This window comes from Pauljensenia hongkongensis, from assembly GCF_001746855.1.
Lineage (GTDB): Bacteria > Actinomycetota > Actinomycetes > Actinomycetales > Actinomycetaceae > Pauljensenia > Pauljensenia hongkongensis.
Window position 1 is genome coordinate 728,973 of the sequence record NZ_CP017298.1, and the last position, 19,280, is coordinate 748,252.

Here is a 19,280-nt window from a genome sequence, read left to right on the forward strand (position 1 = left end):
TCAGGCACCTGTGATGATGGACAGGCTCTCGTAGGGGCGCAGCGTGATGCGCGAGCGCACGACCGCGTCGTCGTAGTTCCCGATGAGGACGCGCCCCTGGGCGAAGCCCCCCAGGACGTCGACGCCGACGTCGTGGGCGCGGAAGTTGTTGAGCACCAGCAGGCGCTGGCCGTCGTGCTCGCGCACGTAGGCGAAGACCTCGTCGGGGGCGTTGTAGGGGATGTAGGAGCCCTCGGCGATGACCGGGTGGGTGTGCCGCGCCTCGATGAGGCGCCGGTAGTAGGGCAGGATGCGGCCCCGCTCGGCGGACTCGACGTTGACCTCGGCGTGGTTGACGGGCCGCAGCCAGGGGGTGCCCCGCGTGAACCCGGCGTTGTCGGAGGCGTCCCACTGCATGGGGGTGCGGGCGTTGTCGCGGGCCTTGGAGTGGACGACGGCGAACGCCCGCGCGGGGTCCGTGCCCCCTTCGACGAGGGCGCGGTAGGCGTTGCGCGCCTCGACGTCCACGTAGTCGTCGATGCTCGTGTAGGCGGGGTCGCTCATGCCGATCTCCTCGCCCATGTACACGAAGGGCGTTCCGCGCAGCAGGTGGATGGCGGAGGCGAGCATCGTCGCGGACTCGTAGCGGTACTCGTCCACGTTCCCGAAGCGGTCGAGGGCTCGGGGCTGGTCGTGGTTGTTCCAGAACAGGGCGTTCCAGCCCCCGCCCTCCTGCATGCCGAGCGCCCACTCCCCCAGCAGGCGCTTGAGCGCCGCCAGGTCGAAGTCCTTGAGCGTCCACTTCTGGCCATCCTCGTAGTCGACTTTGAGGTGGTGGAAGTTGAACACCATCGACAGCTCGTGGTTGGCGGGGTTGGAGTAGCCGATGCACGCCTGGATGGAGGTCGAGGACATCTCGCCGACAGTGATGGAGTCGGCGTCCTGCCCGAAGGACTGCTCGGAGAGCCACTGCAGGTAGGTGTGGACATCGGGGCCGTCGGTGTACATCGCGCGGTCGTCGGTGCCCTCGGGGGCGTCGAGCAGCGCCTCCGGCTTTCCGATGAGGTTGATGACGTCGAAGCGGAAGCCCCGCACTCCCTTGGAGCGCCAGAAGTTCACGACTTTGGCGGCCTCCTCGCGGACATCGGGGTTGTGCCAGTCGAGGTCCGCCTGCGTCCGGTCGAAGAGGTGCAGGTAGTACTTGCCGGTGTCCCCGAAGGGCTCCCAGGCGGGGCCCCCGAACTTGGACACCCAGTTGGTGGGCAGTGAGCCGTCGGGCTTGGGGTCGCGCAGGTAGTAGTAGCGCTGGTAGCGCTCGTCGCCGGCCAGCGCCTTGCGGAACCACTCGTGCTCGGTGGAGGTGTGGTTGAGGACCATGTCGAGCATGACGCCGATCCCGTGGGCACCCAGGGCCTCGACGAGCTCCTCGAAGTCCTCCATCGTGCCCATGGCGGGGTCGATGGCGCAGTAGTCGGAGATGTCGTAGCCGTTGTCCCGCCCCGGCGAGGGGAAGAACGGGTTGAACCAGACGTGGTCCACGCCCAGCGAGGCGATGTAGGGGATCTTCTCGATGACTCCCCTCAGGTCCCCGACGCCGTCGCCGTTCGAGTCGTAGAACGACTTGGGGTAGATCTGGTAGACGACTGAACTACGGAACCCCGTCATCGTGCCCTCCAATGCTCTCGCATTCGCCAACGTTGTTTCGTATGCGAAAGTTTACACTTTGGAAGACAAGTCAACGAGTGGTCTTTCACATATTCACACCACCGTTGTGGACGGCTACAATGCTCCCCTCAGAAGCCGAGGCGCCCCAGCATCTTCGGGTCGGACTGCCAGTCCTTGGCAGTGCGCACGTGCAGGTCCAGGTACACCCGCTTGCCCAGCAGCTCCTCGATGTGGCGCCGCGCCTCGGTGCCGATCTCCTTGAGGCGCGCCCCGCGCCGCCCGATGATGATCGCCTTCTGGGAGTCGCGCTCCACGTAGACGTTGACGTGGACGTCCACCAGGGGCGGACGGGTGTCGCCCTCCCTGCGCTCCCTCTCGATGATCTCCTCGACCTGCACGGCCAGGGAGTGGGGCAGCTCGTCGCGCACACCCTCCAGGGCGGCCTCGCGGATGAACTCGGCGATCAGGGTGTCGCGGGACTCGTCGGTCACGTCGCCTTCGGGGTACAGGGGCGGCGAGGCGGGGACCGTCTGGGCGAGCACGTCGCGCAGGTGGTCGATGCCCTTGCCCTCCACGGAGGACACGGGGACGATGGCGCTCCACTCGCCCAGCCGCTCGATGGCGAGCAGGTGCTTCATGACGCGCTCGCGGCCCACCGCGTCGCACTTGGTGGCCACGGCGATGACCGGGCGCTTCACGCCCCGCAGCTCGCGGGCGATGAACTGGTCGCCCGGGCCGATCCTCTGGTCGGCGGGCAGGCAGAAGAGCACGGCGTCCACCTCGGCCAGCGCCTCGCGCACCATGTCGTTGAGCCGCTTGCCCAGCAGCGTGCGGGGACGGTGGTAGCCGGGGGTGTCCACGAGGACCAGCTGGTAGCCGTCGCCGTGGACGATGCCGCGGATGTTGTGGCGGGTCGTCTCGGGGCGCCCCGACGTGATCGCCACCTTCTGGCCGACCAGGGCGTTGGTGAGGGTGGACTTGCCGACGTTGGGGCGCCCCACGATGGAGACGAAGCCCGCGCGGAAGTCCTCGGGGTAGTCGGGGACCCCGATCGCGGCGGCCGCGTCCTGGCGCAGCGAGGCCACCGAGGCCAGCGCCTCGAAGGCGCCCAGGTCCGCGTCCGCCTCGTCCTCCAGGTCCGACAGGCCGTCATCGGCGTTGCCGGCGTCCGGGTCTTCCGCGTCGCCGAGGCCGGAGTCGCCGCCGATCTGGGCGCGCGCCTCGGCTTCGGGGTCGGCGGCACCGGGCGGCACCTCGATGCGCGCGTCCCCGAGGGCGTTGGGGCCTGCCATGAGCTCGTCGTCACTGGGGAAGCGCATCAGTCCTCTTTCCGTGTTCCTACCTGGGGCGGGGCGCCGGGCGCCCCGCTGCCCCCAACTGTAGAGCACACGATGGTGCCCACCTGGCGCCGGCGCCCCCGCGCCTCCTCGGCGCGCATGCGCACCCCCGCCAGTTCGCCGCGCGCCCCGGGCAGAGGGACCCTGCCGATGGCCTTGGCCAGCAGGCCGCCCACCGAGTCCACGTCCTCGTCCTCGACCTCGACGCCCAGCAGGTCGCCGAGCTCGGAGATCGGGTAGCGCGCGGGCACGCGCCACTGCCCCCCTCCCAGGGCCTCGGGCTCGATGACGTGCCGGTCGTGCTCGTCGGTGACCTCGCCGACGACCTCTTCGATGATGTCCTCCAGGGTGACCAGGCCGGCCACTCCCCCGTACTCGTCGATGACGATCGCCATGTGGGAGTGCTCGGCCTGCATCTGGCGCAGCAGGTCGTCGGCGGGCTTCATCTCGACGGTGAACTCGGCGGGCCGCATCATCTGCTCGGCGGTGAGGTCCAAGTCGGGCCCGTGGGCCTCCAGGCGGGCCACTACGTCCTTGAAGTAGAGGACGCCGCGCACGTCGTCGACGTCGTCGCCCACCACGGGCAGGCGCGAGAACCCGGAGCGCACGAAGAGGCGCAGGGCCTTGCGGGCGCCCAGGTCCGCGTCGGCGGTCACCATGTCCGTGCGCGGGACCATGACCTCGCGCACCAGGGTCTGGCCCAGGTCCAGGACGGAGCGCACCATCTCGCGGTCCTCCTCCTCGATGGACTCGGGCTCCCCCACCTCGTCGACGATCTCGCGCAGGTCGGAGACCAGTTCGGCGCGGGCCTGCGCCTCGGTGGGCTCGGGCGCGGGGCGGGAGGCGCGCACGCGCCCCAGCAGCGGGTCCACAAGGCGGCTGAGCCGCACGAGGCGGGCGGCGGTGGGAGCCCCCGCCAGGGCGATCCCCTCGGGGCGGCGCGCCGCCCACTGGCTGGGGACCAGGGACACGAAGAGGAACTGCAGGGCGGAGACGGAGGCGACGGCGATGAGGGCCACGGCCCACCAGGCGATGCCCTTGTCGACCAGGATGAGCGTGACGGACACGGCGAAGACCACCTGCCACAGGGTGCGCGCCGAGCGCAGGACCAGCAGAGTGCGCCTGCGGTGGGCGACCAGGCCCGCCAGCACCCCGGCGCGCGCCCTGCCCTGCTCGGCCAGGTCCTCCACGGCGGCGGCGCTCAGGCGCGACACGCCCTGTTCGACGCTCTGCGCCAGGCAGGCCACCACCAGGGCGAAGGCGGCCAGCACTGCGAGCGGCAGGTCGGGGACGGCCCCGATCGACGAGGCGCCCGCCGCCTGGACGGGCAGCGGCGGGGTCATCGGGACGCCAGGAAGGTGAGGAGCAGTTTGCGCTGCAGGGCGAACATCTCCGCCCTCTCGGCGTCCTCAGCGTGGTCGTAGCCCAGCAGATGGAGGATGCCGTGGGTGGCCAGCAGCAGCATCTCCTCGGCGGCGGTGTGCCCGGAGTCGGCGGCCTGTCGGGTGGCCACCTCGGGGCAGATGCAGATGTCGCCGAGCATCCCCGGCGGCGTGGGGTTGTCGGCGGTGCCGGGTTTGAGCTCGTCCATGGGGAAGCTCATGACGTCGGTGGGGCCGGGCAGGTCCAGCCATTTGACGTGCAGCTCCTCCATGGGGCCGGCCCCGATGAACAGGATGTTGAGCTCGGCGTCGGAGGCGACGTGCATCTGCGTGAGCACGTAGTCGGCCAGGGCCGCGAATTCGGCGCAGTCGATGTCGTAGTCGGTCTCGTTCAGAACCTCGGTCATGAGCGGTCCTCTCGGGGGTGTCGGGCGCGGGAGCGGGCGGAGCGCCGGCGCGCGGCGCCGTCCTCCCACCGCTGGTACGCGTCGATGATATGGCCGACCAGTTCATGGCGGACCACGTCCGCGCTGGTGAGGTGGCAGAACTCGATGCCGTCCACGCCCTCCAGGATGGTCTGGATGACGGCGAGGCCGCTGGGCTGGCCGCCGGGCAGGTCCACCTGGGAGGCGTCGCCGGTGACGACCACTTTGGATCCGAAGCCCAGGCGGGTGAGGAACATCTTCATCTGGCCCAGCGTGGTGTTCTGCGCCTCGTCGAGGATGATGAAGGAGTCGTTGAGGGTGCGCCCGCGCATGTACGCCAGGGGCGCCACCTCGATGGTCCCGGCGGCCATGAGCTTGGGCAGGGCCTCGGGGTCCAGCATGTCCCCCAGGGCGTCGTAGAGGGGCCGCAGGTAGGGGTCGATCTTGTCGGTGAGGGACCCGGGCAGGAACCCCAGGTTCTCGCCCGCCTCGACGGCCGGGCGGGTCAGGACGATGCGGCGGGCCTCGCCGGACAGGAGGCGGCGCACGGCCTGCGCCATGGCCAGGTAGGTCTTGCCCGTGCCCGCCGGGCCGATGCCGAAGACGACGGTGGAGCGGTCGATGGCGTCCGTGTACGCCTTCTGCCCGGGCGTCTTGGGGCGGATGGAGCGGCCGCGGGCGGAGAGGATCTCCTCGGAGGGCGCTTCGCCGCGCGTGACGCGCCCCAGCAGTGAGATGGCCTGTTCGACGGCGTCGGCGTCGAGCGCCTGGCCCCGCCCGGCCAGGCCGATGAGCTCCTCGACCAGGTTCGCGGCCAGGTCGATGTCGGCTTGGACGCCGGCCATGGAGATCTCGCGCCCGGTGACCAGGAAGCGCACGTGGGGGAAGCCGCGCTCCAGCGCGCGCAGCACCTGGTCGGCGACCCCCAGGACCATGATGGGCTCCAGGCGCGCGGGGATCATGGCGCGCCTGGTCTGCACGAGGGTGCTTTCAACGGTGGGGTCGCTCATGCGGTGGAGGTCCACGCTCCTTCGGATCCGCTTGTGGTGCTGCCCTGATTCTATCGGCGCCGCCGGGGCGGGAGCCACTCGGCGTGCCCGCCCCGCCCGCAGCCGCCCCTACCCTGCCCCCGGGGGCAGCGGGCCCGTCATGTAGCGCTGCAGCACCGGCGCGTAGTGGGCGACGACCTGCTCGTCGTCCAGGTCCGCCAAGGGCTGGAGCCGCAGCACGTAGCGGGCGACGATGAGCCCGATGACCTGCGAGGCGGCCAGGTCCGTCCGCAGCGCCCCCGTGCCCGGGGGGTCGTCCAGCAGCCAGGCCGCCAGGGAGTAGACCTCCTCGGTGAGGAAGCCCGCCACGGACTCGACAGGGCCGCCGGGCGCCATGCGGGCGCGCATGACAGCCACGTAGTCGCGCCCGTGGGGCGAGGCGAAGACCGCGAGGATCCCCCGCACGACGGCCTCCCCCAGGTCCTCCAGGGTCCCGTCCGACAGCTTCTCCAGGGCGCCGCCCATGTGCTCCATGGGGTCGAAGGGCACGTCCATGGCGGACAGGAACAGGTCCTTCTTGGTGCCGAAGTAGTGGTGGACCAGGGATTGGTCGACGCCCGCCTGGGACGCTATCGACCTCACCGAGACCGCGGCGTAGCCGCCGCTCGCGAACGCCTGCCGGGCGGCGGCGAGGATGCGCTCGCGGGTCGCCCTCCCCTTGCCGCCCTTGGCGCCGCCCGCGCTGCTCGCCCACGCCTTGCCCTCCGCGGCGGCTCCGGCACGAGCCGCCTTCCCCTTGCTGTCCGCGGCGGCTCCGGCATTGCCCGCGGTGCTCCTGGCGCCCGCGGGGGCGCCGGCCCTGGCCCTCTGGCGGGGCTTTCCTTTCCGTTCTCCGTCGTCTCCGCGCGGAGCGGGGGTCCGCCTCGTCACCTCGTGCGCCTCGGCATGGTGAGCGAGGCGACGACCAGCGCCCCGATCCCCCACGCGAGCATGACCGCGAGCGCCTTCCAGTACCCCTGGCCCGGCGCGGATTGGAGGCGCACCTCCTCCAGGGCGGCCACGGTGTGGGTCATGGGGAGCACCGCGGCGATCCGCTCCAGGGGGCTGGGCAGGTATGCGGTGGGCACGAAGAACCCGCACAGGAACAGCTGGGGGATGATGAAGACGGGCATGAACTGGACGGCCTGGAACTCGCTGCGCGCGAAGGCGCTGGCCACCAGGCCCAGTGCGATGCCGACGAAGGCCCCTGCGCCCGTCACGTCCACCACCCAGGGCGCGCCGGCCTCGGTACTCACGCCCAGGAAGAAGGCGCCCACGGACCACATGACCAGGGATTGGAGGACGCCGATCACGGTGAAGGCGGCGGCGTAGCCGAAGAGCAGGTCGGCGCGGTGCAGGCGGGTGGTCCACAGGCGCTCCAGCGCGCCGGTCACGCGCTCGCGCTGCATGGTGATCGAGGTGACCAGGAACATCGCGACCATGGGGAAGATCCCGTACATGTTGACCGCCAGCACCGGGAAGGCGGGTTCCGCTCCGGGGGCGACCGGGACGTCGAGGAACACGAAGTGGAGCAGGACCAGCAGCGCCGTGGGGACGACGAGGACGATGCCGATGGTGCGGCGATCGGCGACCAGTTGGCGCAGGACGCGGGTGGTGGTGGCCCACCAGGTTGCCGGGTTCATCGGACGCTCCCTTCTGCGCCGTCGTCGGCGTCCTCCCTCACCAGGGCGAGGAAGGCGCGGTCCGGGGTGTCCTGCCCCGTGGCCTCCAGGAGCTCCGCGGGCGTCATGACCCCCAGGACGCGGCCCCTCCTCATGAGGATGAGGCGGTCGCAGCGCATCGCCTCGTCCATGACGTGGCTGGAGACCAGCAGGGTGCGGCCCTGCCCCGCCAGTTCGCGGAACACGTCCCACAGGGACTCGCGGGTCAGGGGGTCCAGGCCGACGGTCGGCTCGTCCAGGACCATGACCTCGGGATCGCCGACCAGGGCGCAGGCGATGGAGGCCCGCGAGGCCTGCCCTCCCGACAGTGTGGAGACGACCTGCCCGGCCCGGTCGGCCAGGCCGACGGAGCGGATGGCGGCGTCGGCGGCGCCGCGCCCGGCCCCGGCGAGGGCGGCGAAGTAGACGGCGTTGCGCCGCACAGTGAGGTCGGGGTAGGCGCTCGCCTGCTGGGTGGAGTAGCCGATGCGGGCGCGCAGGCGCTTGGACCCGGCGGGGCAGCCGAGCACGGCGGCGGTTCCGGCGTCGATGCGCTGCACCCCGACCAGGGCGCGCATCAGGGTGGTCTTGCCGCAGCCCGAGGGGCCCAGCAGACCGACGATCTCGCCGCACCGTATCGAGAAGGACACGTCGTGGAGGACGGGCGCGCGCCCGCGCGACACCCGTAGGCGCTCGACGCTGATCGCGGGAGGGGGCTCCGCGCCGGGGCGCTCCGGGACCGTCGGAGCGGTGTCCCGAGCTTCATCACTCGATGAATTAATCACATGATGAATATACCTCCTACCAGCTCAGGGAACAAGCCCCTCACTCACGGTTTTCGAGTACTTGTCGGCTCTGTGCCGACGGGCGTAGTTTTGGAATATGGCTGGAGCTTTCGAAGATTTCGATCAGATGATCGCTGACGCGCAGCGGCGCGTGTCGGAGAACGCCCGGGCGGGGGCGCGTTTCAGACGGGCCAGCGAGGGGATGGTGGGGCGCGGGCGCGCCCTGGGCGGCGAAGTCGCGGTGGAGGTGGACGCCTCGGGCGCGCTGGTGCGCTGCGCTTTCGGGCGGGGCGCCCAGCGTGTCTCCCTGTCGCGCTTGGGCGCCGGGGTGGTGGAGGCGTACACGGCGGCGCGGGCGGACGCTCTCGCCGGGGTGCGCGGGGCCGCTGTGGAGGCGTTCGGGGCGGACAACCCGATCCTGGCCCCCTTGATGGGGGGTGGGGACGGTGAGTGAGGAACTGCGGGTCAACACGGACATGCTGCGCTCCTACGCGGCGCGCGTGGACGCGACCGCCGACCAGGTGTCGCAGGCCCAGTGGGCGGTGGGCTCCTTGAACACCATCGGGGCGCTGGGGGTGTTGTGCGCGCCGCTCCTGGGGCCGGCGGTCGGCTTCGTCGAGGCGGGGGCGCGCTCGTGCATCGACGCGACGGGCCAGGGCCTGGGGCGCATGTACGAGCTCCTGGGGCGCACGGCCCAGGTCTACGACGCGGTGGAGGCGCAGATCGCCGAGGACCTGCGCGCGATCATGGAGCGCCTGCCGTGAGCGGCGGGGAGGCGCTGACCACTGCTGACGTGCCCGGCGGGGCGGTCGGCGGCAGCGGGAACCCCGGCAGCACCCTGGTAGCCGAGCGCCAGGACGCGCGCAGCGGCTTCGAGGGCCTGGGCATCATCGAGGACGGGCACGCCCTGGTGGAGGCCATCCAGGGCGGCAGCTGGATGGGCACCGCGCTGGGGGTCGCGTTCACGGGGTTGGACGTGGCGTCCGCCGTCTCGGATCCCATTGGCACCCTCATCTCGATGGGCCTCGGCTGGGCACTGGAGTGGGTGTGGCCCTTCAACGAGCTGTTCAACGCCCTGGCCGGGGACGCGGCGCAGGTGGAGGCGAACGCGCAGACGTGGGAGAACGTGGCCATGGCCCTGGGGGCCGCCGGCGCGCAGTTGGAGGAGGACACGGCCACGTGCCTGTCCGACATGGCCGGGGACGGGGTCGAGGCGATCCGGACCTCGGCCGGCGGCGTGGCGGAGCACGTGCAGGCGGCTTCCCAGTGGGCGCAGGCCATGGCGGACGGCCTGCGCATGGCGTCGGGCATCGTCCAGGTGGTGCACGACGTGGTGCGCCAGGCGATATCGGATCTGATCGGCACGATCTGCTCGGTGGCCATCGAGGAGGCCTGCACCCTGGGTCTGGCCACCGCCTTGGTCGTCGAGCAGATCACCACCCGGGTCGCCGCGTTGTCGACCCACGTCTTCGAGGCCATCGGCCATTTGAAGACCGTGTTCTCCAGTTTCCACGGGCTCCTGTCGGAGCTGGGGCGCTTGTGGAACACGCTCACCGGGGCGATCAGCTCCATGTTCCACCGGGGGGCCGCCGCACTGACGCCCCACGGCCCCGTGGCGGGCGCGACTGCGGCCATCGGAATCGGCGGCGCCCCGCACGGCGTTCACGGCCCGCACGCCTCTGCCCAGCCCACTCCCCCGCCCCATGCCAAAGACCCCGTGAAGGACGAGCCCCTGGTCTTCCCCGAGCGCAAGCCGTGGAAGGACACGAAGAGGGAGAAACCCGACGAGTCCCACAACGGCGCCAAATGGGGCGAGGGGCGCGACCAGGCCCAGCTCAACACACTGAGGGACGCCCGTGTCGAGACCAAGCAGCACATCAAAGACCTGGAGGCGGAACTCCGCGCCCACGGGGTGGATCCCAAGGACGCGACGATAAACACCATTGAAGCCACAATCGCACGGCTCAAAAAAGAGCACCGGCCAGTGTTCGAACGAGAAACGATCATCCGCCTCGCCGATGATTTGTCCCACGCCCGCGGAAGATACTCAGCACTTGGCGAAGAAGTCGGAATCGTTGGAGCAGAATCCAAACTGGAAAGCCAGGGAATGGAGCTCCTCCCCAACACCGGGGGCGCTGGTGCGGGGAACGGCAGCGGCGACATCTACGCGACCGCCCTAGACAAGGAAGGCAATCACCAAGCCTTCCACGTGGTGGAGGCCAAAGGATACAGTAGCAAACTGGGGACGCGACTGGTCGACGGAACACCCTTCAAACAGGGGTCCCCCACATACGTGCGCGACATCATGCTCAACGACACCCAGCTGCACGACGCACTGGCCAGGAACGCCGCACTCCGCGAAGCCATACTCAAAAGAGAGATCCCGGTGATCGCGGACGTATACCGCACCCGCCACCCGTACATGTCCTGCGTCACCCTGCAACAGACAAAGGCCGTACCCCTCGACGACGACTTCATAAAGAAGCTGGAAAAGATCCTCAAGGGACACCCCGCATACGCGCCTTTCCCACCCTCAAAACCCACCCCCTGAGAACAACACTGGAAGAAAACGCCGACACAGAGTAGAATCATAGACTATGAGCACCACACTCAACGCATACCCTACGGACCGTTTCATCGAAATCGTCAAAGCCTGGGTCAACCACCCTTGGCCGATTACTTCTGACGAGGGGCAGGCTATATACGAGAGTCTCGGCCTCCGCGGGTACGCTCCGCGCCCGAACTTCTTCTGGTCCGACTTTTCCACGGACGACGAACCCGACTCATACTACGTCGTCACACAGGATCAAATTAGTACTATCGACCTGGAAGTCGCGAAACTCACCCTTCCCGAAAATGAGGTTGGCAACGATTCGACGCTCTGCGACACGTATACCCAATACTGCGCCGCTATTGATAGCGCATTCGATGGCGGCGCAACAAAGCATGTGATCCATGACAAGGCGATCGAATGGACGTTTTATAACGATGTCCGAATCAGGATCGAAAACATCGACTTCGCATTGTCTTTTATTATCCGCTCACCTCGCATGACCCAATTGCGTCGCAAAGAGGAAGAAATGGGCCTGACCAGCTACGACGAGATCCTCGAGGACGACTGAAGAGGACATTCAGCCCGTGACACAGCGCCTCGCCGGATTCGAAGCCTACCCAACAGATCGCTTCATTGAAATAGTCGAAGCATGGGTCAACCACCCTTGGCCGATTGCTTCTGACGAGGGGCAGGCTATATACAAGAGCCTAGGTCTCCGCGGGTACGCTCCGCGCCCGAACTTCTTCTGGTCCGATTTCTCCACGGACAAGGAACCAGACTCCTACTACGTCGTCACGCGGGATCAAGTCAGCGTGATCGACATGGAAATGGCGCGACTCCTCCCCGACGGGGAAGCCAGCGACGATTCACCACTCTATGAGATATATACCCGGTACTGCAACGCCATCGACACGGTATTCAATGGAAACGCAACAAAACATCCAGTTCACGACAAAGCGACCGAATGGACGTTTCATAACGATGTCCGAATCAGGATCGCGAACATCGATATCGCGATATCCTTAGTTATCCATTCACCACGCATGACCCAATTGCGCCGCGAAGAAGAGGAAATGGGCTTGACCAGCTACGACGATATCCTCGAGGACGACTGAAGAGGACGTTCAGCCCATGACGCAGAACCCCGCCAGATTCGAAGCCTACCCAACAGATCGCTTCGTTGAAATAGTCGAAACATGGGTCAACCACCCTTGGCCCATAACCACAGAAGAGGCGAAAGAAATATACGAAAGCATCGGCTACCGCCCCTACATCCCAGATCCGAGTTTGTTCGCATCAGATTTGTCAAAAGACGGCGAACCGGACTCTTACTACACACAAAGTGACGGTTGCATAAACACGGTCAACATAACAGTTACGAGACAAGGAGAAAAAGGGACTGAGAGACATAATGCAGACAAAATTGAGAAGATATACAAACAGTACTGTAACGCGATTGACACCCTTGTTTCGAAACGACTTATCCTACGACATCAACAGGATTCCGCAACTGAGTGGTTCATCGACAATAATGTGAACATAAGAGTCGGAAACCCTGGACACAGGGTAACGTTTTCCGTCTCCTCGCCGGCCATGACCCAGTTGCGTCGCGAGGAGCAGGAAATGGGCTTGACCAGCTACGATGAGATCCTCGAGGACGACTGAAGAGGACGTTCAGCCCATGACGCAGCGCCCCACCAGATTCGAAGCCTACCCAACAGATCGCTTCATCGAAATCGTTAAGACATGGATCGACCGCCCATGGCCCATCACCTCGAAAGACGGAAGGATAATATTCGAGGATTTAGGGTACTCAGTCGATTCAGAAGACCCGGGGATGTTCGCGTCACCATTTGCGGAACAAGAACCGGATTCCTACTTTATCGTTCGGAACGGGCTTATTGACGACATTGATGTCGCAGTATCCACAATATGCACAAGAGAGTCCATGAAAGAAAACGCAGCCGCGATGGAGAGAACCTACGACACGTATTGCAAAGCGGTAAGCGGCGCATACCCTGAAGCATTATCAAGAAGAGATAGGACACACAACGCGGTCGAATGGTTCTTTAAGAATGACGCACAAATTAGACTCAGCAACATCGGGATCACTATTTCATTCTACATACACTCACCGCGTATGACCCAATTGCGCCGCGAGGAGCAGGAAATGGGCTTGACCAGCTACGGCGAGATCCTCGAGGACGACTGAAGAGGAAATTCAGCCCATGACGCAGCGCCCCACCAGATTCGAAGCCTACCCAACAGATCGCTTCATCGAGATTATCAAAGCCTGGGTCAACCACTTTTGGCCCATGACATCAGCAGAAGCTCAAGAACTGTACGAAAGCTTTGGATACCGCGCTTACGCACCGAAACCGGAGCTATTTATTTCAGACTTTTCGCAGATAGAGCCCGACTCCTACGTCACCACACACAATGATCGCGTAGGCGACGCACGCATTTCAATGTCCCACCCATGCGACACTGTGACACCACAGAACACAGACACGATCTCCCGCACGTTCAGCGATTACTGCACCGCCATCGAAGACAAGCTCAAAGACATGATTTCACACCGCAAGAGCGAAAGGAACGCAGTCAGGTGGACACTACGCAACGGTGTTGACATTCGTTTAGCGAAACTATCGAGAAATATTTCAGTTTTCATCGGATCACCTCGTATGACCCAGTTGCGTCGCGAAGAGGGAGAAATGGGCTTGACCAGATACGACGAGATCCTCGAGGACGATTGAGCGGAGCACCGGTGCTCCAGACTTGAGACCACCACTAGGGAAGAGAAGAAACGAGGATTCGAGGAGTGGACACCACCAACGTGACACGGACGCGCATAAGGCGCACACTCAGGCAGATGGCGAACAACCGGAGCCCGATCACGGAGCAGCGCCGCATCGAGCACATCGCCGACGCCCTGGCCCACGAGCAGGGCGAGTACACCAGGCTCGGCGAGGAAGTCGGCATCGTGGGCGCCGAGTCCTCCCTGGAGCGCGAGGGGATGGTAATACTCCCCGGCATCGACGGCCCCAACGAGGGGAACCACAGCGGCGACATCTACGCCGTCGCCTACGACGAGGACTCCAGGCCCCGTTCCCTCCACGTGGTCGCGGCCAAGGGGTACTCGCACAGGCTGAGGACGCGGCCAGTCGACGGCGCCTCCGCCACGCAGGGCTCCCCGGAGTACGCGTGCCACCTCATGCTCACAGACCGGTGCCTCCACGCCGCCCTCGCCAAAGATCCCGTTCTGCGCCGGGGAATACTCGACGGCAGCGTCGAAGTCATCACCGACGTGTACCGCACGCCGTACCCTTACATGTCGAGCGTCATCCACCTGAGCGCCATCCCCGTCCCCCTCGACCGGGCCTACGCCTCCACGCTCCAGGGCCTCGTGAGGCAGCACCCGGACTACACCGAGTAGAGCACAATGAACAGCACCACATTCCAGTCCTACCCTGTGGACCACTTCATCAGCATCGTTCAAGCCTGGGTCCACCAGGCATGGCCCATCACCACGGCGCACGGCCGACGAGTGTACGAATCCCTCGGCATGAGGCCCCACGCCGCCGATCCCGGCCTCTTCATGTCCCACTTCGCGGTGGGCGGCGAGCCCGACGCGTACTTCACGGAACACGAGGGCCTCATCAACACGGTCCGCATGCAGATCGGCCACCCGTGCCCTCCTGGAACCGAAGGGCAGAACGGGCCCGTTATCGCCCAGTACTTCACCGCGTACTACGGTTCAATCGAACAGGCATTCGGGCCGAGCACGCTCATGCGCAGGCGAAAGGACGACGGGGCAATCGACTGGATCCTGGACAACAACGTCGGAATCAGCCTCGGCCCCCTCAGCCACTCGATCATCCTGTTCATCGACTCCCCCACCATGACGCAGCTGCTCCGCGAGGAGGAGGAGAACGGCCTGACCAACTACAACGACATCCTCGAAGACGACTGAGCAGAACGGAAAAGGCATGCCACAGCACCCCACCGCCTTCGAGGCCTACCCCGTAGACCGCTTCAGCGAAATCATCGAAGCCTGGATCACGCATCCATGGCCGATGACACCAATACAAGCCAAAGAGCTCTACGAAAGTCTCGGGTACCGCGTTCACACCCCAAAACCAAGACTATTCTTCTCAGAGTTCGCTCAGGAGGAACCCGATTCTTTCTTCACAGCGCAGCACAACCGAGTAGGGAACGTGCGGATCTCTGTATCTCGTCCATGCGCTGCACGGACACAACAGGATGAGAACCACATCTCACACGTATTCACAGAGTACTGTGTCATCATCGACAGCAGTCTCAGAGACTCGATCTCCCAGCGCAAGACAGAGGAAAGCTCCATTAGATGGACCCTTGATAAGGATATCGAAATCCGACTGGCAAAGCTACCGAGGAACATTTCACTCAGAATCGCGTCGCCACGCATGACACAGCTGCTCCGCGAGGAAAGGGAAATGGGCTTGACCTGCTACGACGAGGTCCTCGAGGATGACTGAGCAGAAAGGAAAAACATGCCACAGCACCCCGTCAGCTTCGAGGCCTACCCAGTAGACCGCTTCATCGACATTGTGAAGGCATGGATAGAGCACCCTTGGCCAATCACAGCAGCAGAAGCCCGGCAGGTTTACGAAAGCTTGGGCTACTTAGTGGATCCGGAGGATCCCGAAATGTTCGCCTCCCCCTTCGCAGACGGAGAGGCCGACTCATACTATGTCACTGTGAAGGGCCTTGTCAGCACGGTTGACATCGCCGTTGCGCGCCCATGCAATGTGGGCGAGGAAAAGGAATCCTCAGCCGCCATAGCAAGTGCCTACGATGCGTTCCGCCAGGCGATCAATTCGCACTACAAGAACATGATTAGTGCCACACGGTCCGAGGATGGTTCCACAGAATGGACTTTTACAAGTGGCGTTGAGCTAGATGTTTCAGTCTGGAATCGTTCCGTTTCAGCACGTATTCACTCTCCTTACATGACCCAGTTGCGCCGCGAAGAGAAAGAAATGGGCTTGACTAGCTACGACGACATCCTCGAAGACGACTGAGCAGAACGGAGAAGGCATGTCACAGCACCCCGTCAGCTTCGAGGCCTACCCCGTAGACCGCTTCATCGATATTGTGAAGGCATGGATAGAGCACTCCCGGCCAATCACAGCGGCAGAAGCCCGGAACATTTACGAAAGCTTGGGCTACTCAGTGGATCCAGGGGACCCCGAGATGTTCGCCTCCCCTTTCGCAGGCGGAGAGGCCGATTCTTACTATGTCACTGTGAAGGGCCTTGTCAGCACGGTTGACATCGCCGTTGCGCGCCCATGCAATGTGGGCGAGGAAAAGGAATCCTCAGCCGCCATAGCAGATGCATACGCTACGTTCTGTCAAGCGATCAATTCGCACTACAAGAACGTGATTAGTGCCACACGGTCCGAGGATGGTTCCACGGAATGGACTTTTACAAGTGACGTTGAGTTAGAAGTCTCAGTCTGGAACCGTTCCGTTTCAGCGTGTATCCATTCTCCTTACATGACCCAGTTGCGCCGCGAGGAGCAGGAAATGGGCTTGGCCAGCTACGACGACATTCTCGAGGACGACTGAAGAGGAGATTAAGTCCATGACGCAGCGCCCCGCCAGATTCGAAGCCTACCCGGCGGAACGATTCATTGAGATCGTCAAAGCGTGGGTCGACCACCATTGGCCGATTTCTGCCGAAGAGGGAAGGAGACTATTCGAGGACCTTGGGTACGCAGTCGATTCAGAAGAGCCGGAGATGTTCCTCTCAGAGTTCGCCTCGAACGGAGAGGCCGATTCGTACTTCACAGCTCGGAACGGCACAGTGGGCAGTGTCGACATCAGCGTCACGAAATACTATAACGCTGATGACGCCACTGTGGACGCCAAGGCGGTCGCGGAACGGTACGCGCAGTACTGCGAAGCCGTTGATCGCGCGTTTCGCGGCACAATAGTCCGAAGGAGGGAGAAGCCCCGGGCAACCGAGTGGATCATGAGGCACGGAGTCCTGCTATGGATCGGCAATCCAGGCAGTATAATCACACTGTACATCGACTCCCCTCGCATGACGCGACTACTCCTAGAGGAAGAGGCTATGGGACTCACCGACTACGACGACATCCTCGAGGACGACTGAGCAGAACGGAGAAGGTATGCCACAGCAACCCGTCACCTTCAAAGCCTACCCCGTAGAACGCTTTATCCAAATCGTCAAAGCCTGGGCGACTCACCGCTGGCCCATGACACCCGACGAGGGCAGACAACTATACGAAAGCCTTGGTTACAAAACAGACGACACGGACCGAGACATGTTCTCCTCACCATTCGCCAAGGGCGAGCCAGACTCTTTCTTCACGCACATTGGAAACGCCATTGCAGACGTCGTCATCGCCGTCGGGGAGCGTTACACAGTCGAAGAAGAAGACAGCTGCATAGAAGCGGTGACGCGGGCATACGAGGAGTACTGCGGAGCCATTGACGCATCGTTCATTGGAGCAGTAGACAGCCGCCAGAAGGCAAGCGACGCGATGGAGTGGTTTTTGAACAATGAGGTGCAGATTAGGATTGACAATGTGGGAATAATGGTCGGCCTCACACTCCACTCCCCGCACATGACCCGACTGCGCCGCGAAGAAGAGGCCATGGGGCTGACCGACTACGACGACTTCTTCGGGGACGACTGACCCGGATCGCCCGCCCTGGCGGCCTAGCCCTCCACCCACCGACTCCCCGCCGTTCGGACGCAGGCATGGGGCAGTATCCGGCCACCCCCAACACCCACCGACTCCCCGCCGTTCGGACGCAGCCGTGCGGCGGCAGTGCCCCACCACCACCCACTGCCCCGCCCCCGCGCCTTCGGAGCGCAGCGGCGATAATGGTGGCGTGCGCACGCTTGAGGACCTCGTATCGGACCCGCCCGACCTGCCCGTCGCGGCCTCGCTACCCGCGATCACCCGGGCCGCCCGCCCCGGCGCCTGCGCCGTCATCACCGCTCCCCCGGGAACCGGCAAGACCACCCTGGTCCCCGCCGCCCTCGCCGCAGCACTGACCCAGCCCTACCGCGAGCGCCCGGGCCGGATCCTGGTCACCCAGCCGCGCCGCGTCGCCGTGCGCGCCGCCGCCCGCCGCATCGCACGCCTCCTCGGCGAACGGGTGGGCGGCCAAGTCGGCTACACGGTGCGCGGCGACTCCGTCGCCTCCCGCTCCACCCGCGTTGAGATGGTCACCCCTGGCGTCCTGCTGCGCAGGCTCCAACGGGACCCCGAACTGCCCGTAGTGGCCGGCGTGCTCCTCGACGAGTTCCACGAGCGGGACCTCGACACCGACCTCGCCCTCGCCTTCCTGCTGGACGCGCGCGCCGCCCTGCGCGAAGACCTTTTCATCGCCCTCACCTCCGCCACCCTGGAGGCCTCCCGCACGGCCGGCCTGCTGGAGGAGGCGACGGGCACCGCCCCCTCGCTCATCGACATCCCCGGCGCCATCCACCCCCTGGACGTGCGGTGGGCCCCTCCCCCGCGGGGGGCCGAGCCCCTCGGAGCCGTGGGCGGGCGCGTCGGCGTGCGCCGCGAGTTCCTGGCCCACGTGGCCCGCACCGTGGAGTCCGCCTACGCCGGAAGCGACGGGGACCTGCTGGTGTTCCTGCCCGGCGTGGCCGAGATCGAACGCGTCCGCTCCCTCATCAGCGCTCCGGGCGCCGACGTGCTCCCCCTCCACGGGCGCCTCAGCGCCGCCCAGCAGGACGCGGCCCTGTCCCCCGGCTCCCGGCGCCGCGTCGTGCTCTCCACGTCCATCGCCGAGTCGTCGCTGACCGTGCCGGGCGTGCGCGTCGTCGTCGACGCCTCCCTGGCCCGCGAGCCCCGCCTCGACGCGGCGCGCGGAATCTCCCAGCTGGCCACGGTCCCCGCCTCGCGGGCCCGCCTCGAACAGCGCGCGGGCCGCGCCGCCCGCCTGGGGCCCGGCACCGCCGTCCGCGTCATGGACCCCGTGGACTTCTCTCGCCGCCCCGCCCAGTCCGCGCCCGGCATCGCCACAGACGACCTCACCGGCGCGCGTTTGCAGGCCGCCGTGTGGGGCGCCCCCGACGCCACCGGCCTCGCCCTGTTGGACGCCCCTCCGGCGGGCGCGTGGAACGCCGCCGGGGCCAGGTTGCGCGCGTTGGGCGCCATCGACGAGGCGGGGGCGGCCACCCCCTTCGGCCGCGCCCTGGCTTCCCTTCCCCTCGACCCGCCGCTGGGACGCGCGCTTCTGGCGGCTTCCCCCGTTGTGGGCGCCGCCCGGGCGGCGCGTTTCACGGCCCTGCTCTCCGAGGACGTGCGGGCCGACGGCGCGGACCTGGCGCGCCTGGAGCGGTCCCTGGGGTCCCCGCCCGCCCACCTGCGCGCCACTGCCTCGCGGGTGGCGGAGCAGGAGGCGCGCCTCGTGGCCCTGGCGTCCGCGGTGG

The 19,280-nt window shown here is 65.8% G+C and carries 24 protein-coding genes; 16 read left to right on the forward strand and 8 right to left on the reverse strand.

Going from position 1 to position 19,280, the window contains the following annotated elements:
* The 8 genes from treC to BH719_RS03060 form a co-directional block, all read right to left on the reverse strand.
* Positions 1–1,644, reverse strand: a complete 1,644-nt coding sequence (gene treC, locus BH719_RS03025; protein WP_009743268.1) for an alpha,alpha-phosphotrehalase — start codon at positions 1,642–1,644, stop codon at positions 1–3.
* 128 nt (positions 1,645–1,772) lie between these two features.
* Positions 1,773–2,963 (reverse strand): GTPase Era, encoded by a 1,191-nt coding sequence (gene era, locus BH719_RS03030; RefSeq protein ID WP_009743269.1) that lies wholly within the window; start codon positions 2,961–2,963, stop codon positions 1,773–1,775.
* Positions 2,963–4,324, reverse strand: coding sequence for a hemolysin family protein (locus BH719_RS03035; protein WP_009743270.1), 1,362 nt, complete (start codon positions 4,322–4,324; stop codon positions 2,963–2,965). The genes era and BH719_RS03035 overlap by 1 nt, the downstream gene beginning before the upstream one ends.
* Positions 4,321–4,770 (reverse strand): rRNA maturation RNase YbeY, encoded by a 450-nt coding sequence (ybeY, locus tag BH719_RS03040; protein ID WP_005871248.1) that lies wholly within the window; start codon positions 4,768–4,770, stop codon positions 4,321–4,323. The genes BH719_RS03035 and ybeY overlap by 4 nt, the downstream gene beginning before the upstream one ends.
* Positions 4,767–5,798 carry a PhoH family protein gene (locus BH719_RS03045; protein WP_034255539.1) on the reverse strand — a complete coding sequence of 344 codons (1,032 nt, stop codon included), beginning with the start codon at positions 5,796–5,798 and terminating at the stop codon, positions 4,767–4,769. The genes ybeY and BH719_RS03045 overlap by 4 nt, the downstream gene beginning before the upstream one ends.
* A 108-nt stretch (positions 5,799–5,906) precedes the next feature.
* On the reverse strand, positions 5,907–6,707 hold the full coding sequence (locus tag BH719_RS09025) for a TetR/AcrR family transcriptional regulator (protein WP_009743272.1): 801 nt from the start codon (positions 6,705–6,707) through the stop codon (positions 5,907–5,909).
* The gene (locus BH719_RS03055; RefSeq protein WP_009743273.1) at positions 6,704–7,459 is read right to left on the reverse strand and encodes an ABC transporter permease; all 756 of its coding nucleotides are present in this window, start codon (positions 7,457–7,459) and stop codon (positions 6,704–6,706) included. The genes BH719_RS09025 and BH719_RS03055 overlap by 4 nt, the downstream gene beginning before the upstream one ends.
* Positions 7,456–8,262 (reverse strand): ABC transporter ATP-binding protein, encoded by an 807-nt coding sequence (locus BH719_RS03060; RefSeq protein WP_009743274.1) that lies wholly within the window; start codon positions 8,260–8,262, stop codon positions 7,456–7,458. Before BH719_RS03060 ends, BH719_RS03055 begins: the two co-directional genes overlap by 4 nt.
* A gap of 97 nt (positions 8,263–8,359) precedes the next feature.
* Between BH719_RS03060 and BH719_RS03065 the strand changes: the two genes are divergently transcribed.
* From BH719_RS03065 to BH719_RS10015, 16 genes are all read left to right on the forward strand, one after another.
* On the forward strand, positions 8,360–8,716 hold the full coding sequence (locus BH719_RS03065; RefSeq protein ID WP_034255188.1) for a hypothetical protein: 357 nt from the start codon (positions 8,360–8,362) through the stop codon (positions 8,714–8,716).
* A complete protein-coding gene (locus BH719_RS03070; protein WP_245683311.1) occupies positions 8,709–9,026 on the forward strand; it encodes a type VII secretion target in 318 nt (105 codons plus the stop codon). Before BH719_RS03065 ends, BH719_RS03070 begins: the two co-directional genes overlap by 8 nt.
* Positions 9,023–10,813, forward strand: coding sequence for a hypothetical protein (locus BH719_RS09030; protein ID WP_009743276.1), 1,791 nt, complete (start codon positions 9,023–9,025; stop codon positions 10,811–10,813). The genes BH719_RS03070 and BH719_RS09030 overlap by 4 nt, the downstream gene beginning before the upstream one ends.
* 46 nt (positions 10,814–10,859) lie before the next feature.
* Positions 10,860–11,384 carry a DUF6301 family protein gene (locus BH719_RS03080; protein WP_009743277.1) on the forward strand — a complete coding sequence of 175 codons (525 nt, stop codon included), beginning with the start codon at positions 10,860–10,862 and terminating at the stop codon, positions 11,382–11,384.
* A 16-nt stretch (positions 11,385–11,400) separates the two neighbouring features.
* A complete protein-coding gene (locus tag BH719_RS03085) occupies positions 11,401–11,931 on the forward strand; it encodes a DUF6301 family protein (RefSeq protein ID WP_009743278.1) in 531 nt (176 codons plus the stop codon).
* 16 nt (positions 11,932–11,947) lie between these two features.
* Positions 11,948–12,481 carry a DUF6301 family protein gene (locus BH719_RS03090; protein WP_009743279.1) on the forward strand — a complete coding sequence of 178 codons (534 nt, stop codon included), beginning with the start codon at positions 11,948–11,950 and terminating at the stop codon, positions 12,479–12,481.
* 16 nt (positions 12,482–12,497) lie between these two features.
* A complete protein-coding gene (locus tag BH719_RS09035; RefSeq protein WP_009743280.1) occupies positions 12,498–13,028 on the forward strand; it encodes a DUF6301 family protein in 531 nt (176 codons plus the stop codon).
* Positions 13,029–13,044: 16 nt separating this feature from the next.
* Entirely contained in the window at positions 13,045–13,572 is a 528-nt protein-coding gene (locus BH719_RS09040; RefSeq protein ID WP_009743281.1) for a DUF6301 family protein, read from the forward strand.
* 116 nt (positions 13,573–13,688) lie between these two features.
* Positions 13,689–14,252 carry a hypothetical protein gene (locus BH719_RS03095; RefSeq protein WP_009743282.1) on the forward strand — a complete coding sequence of 188 codons (564 nt, stop codon included), beginning with the start codon at positions 13,689–13,691 and terminating at the stop codon, positions 14,250–14,252.
* Between the two features lie 6 nt (positions 14,253–14,258).
* The gene (locus tag BH719_RS03100) at positions 14,259–14,789 is read left to right on the forward strand and encodes a DUF6301 family protein (protein ID WP_009743283.1); all 531 of its coding nucleotides are present in this window, start codon (positions 14,259–14,261) and stop codon (positions 14,787–14,789) included.
* A gap of 16 nt (positions 14,790–14,805) precedes the next feature.
* Positions 14,806–15,333: a DUF6301 family protein gene (locus tag BH719_RS09045; protein WP_009743284.1), complete on the forward strand. Its 528-nt coding sequence runs from the start codon at positions 14,806–14,808 to the stop codon at positions 15,331–15,333.
* 15 nt (positions 15,334–15,348) lie between these two features.
* Positions 15,349–15,879, forward strand: coding sequence for a DUF6301 family protein (locus BH719_RS09050; protein WP_083808174.1), 531 nt, complete (start codon positions 15,349–15,351; stop codon positions 15,877–15,879).
* A gap of 16 nt (positions 15,880–15,895) precedes the next feature.
* On the forward strand, positions 15,896–16,426 hold the full coding sequence (locus tag BH719_RS03105; RefSeq protein ID WP_009743286.1) for a DUF6301 family protein: 531 nt from the start codon (positions 15,896–15,898) through the stop codon (positions 16,424–16,426).
* Between the two features lie 16 nt (positions 16,427–16,442).
* A complete protein-coding gene (locus BH719_RS03110; RefSeq protein ID WP_009743287.1) occupies positions 16,443–16,976 on the forward strand; it encodes a DUF6301 family protein in 534 nt (177 codons plus the stop codon).
* 16 nt (positions 16,977–16,992) lie between these two features.
* Complete coding sequence (locus tag BH719_RS03115; RefSeq protein WP_034255189.1) at positions 16,993–17,523, forward strand: DUF6301 family protein; 531 nt, start codon at positions 16,993–16,995, stop codon at positions 17,521–17,523.
* Between the two features lie 199 nt (positions 17,524–17,722).
* Positions 17,723–19,280, forward strand: a 1,558-nt coding sequence (locus tag BH719_RS10015) for a helicase-related protein (protein ID WP_009743289.1), incomplete at its 3' end; no start/stop codon positions are given.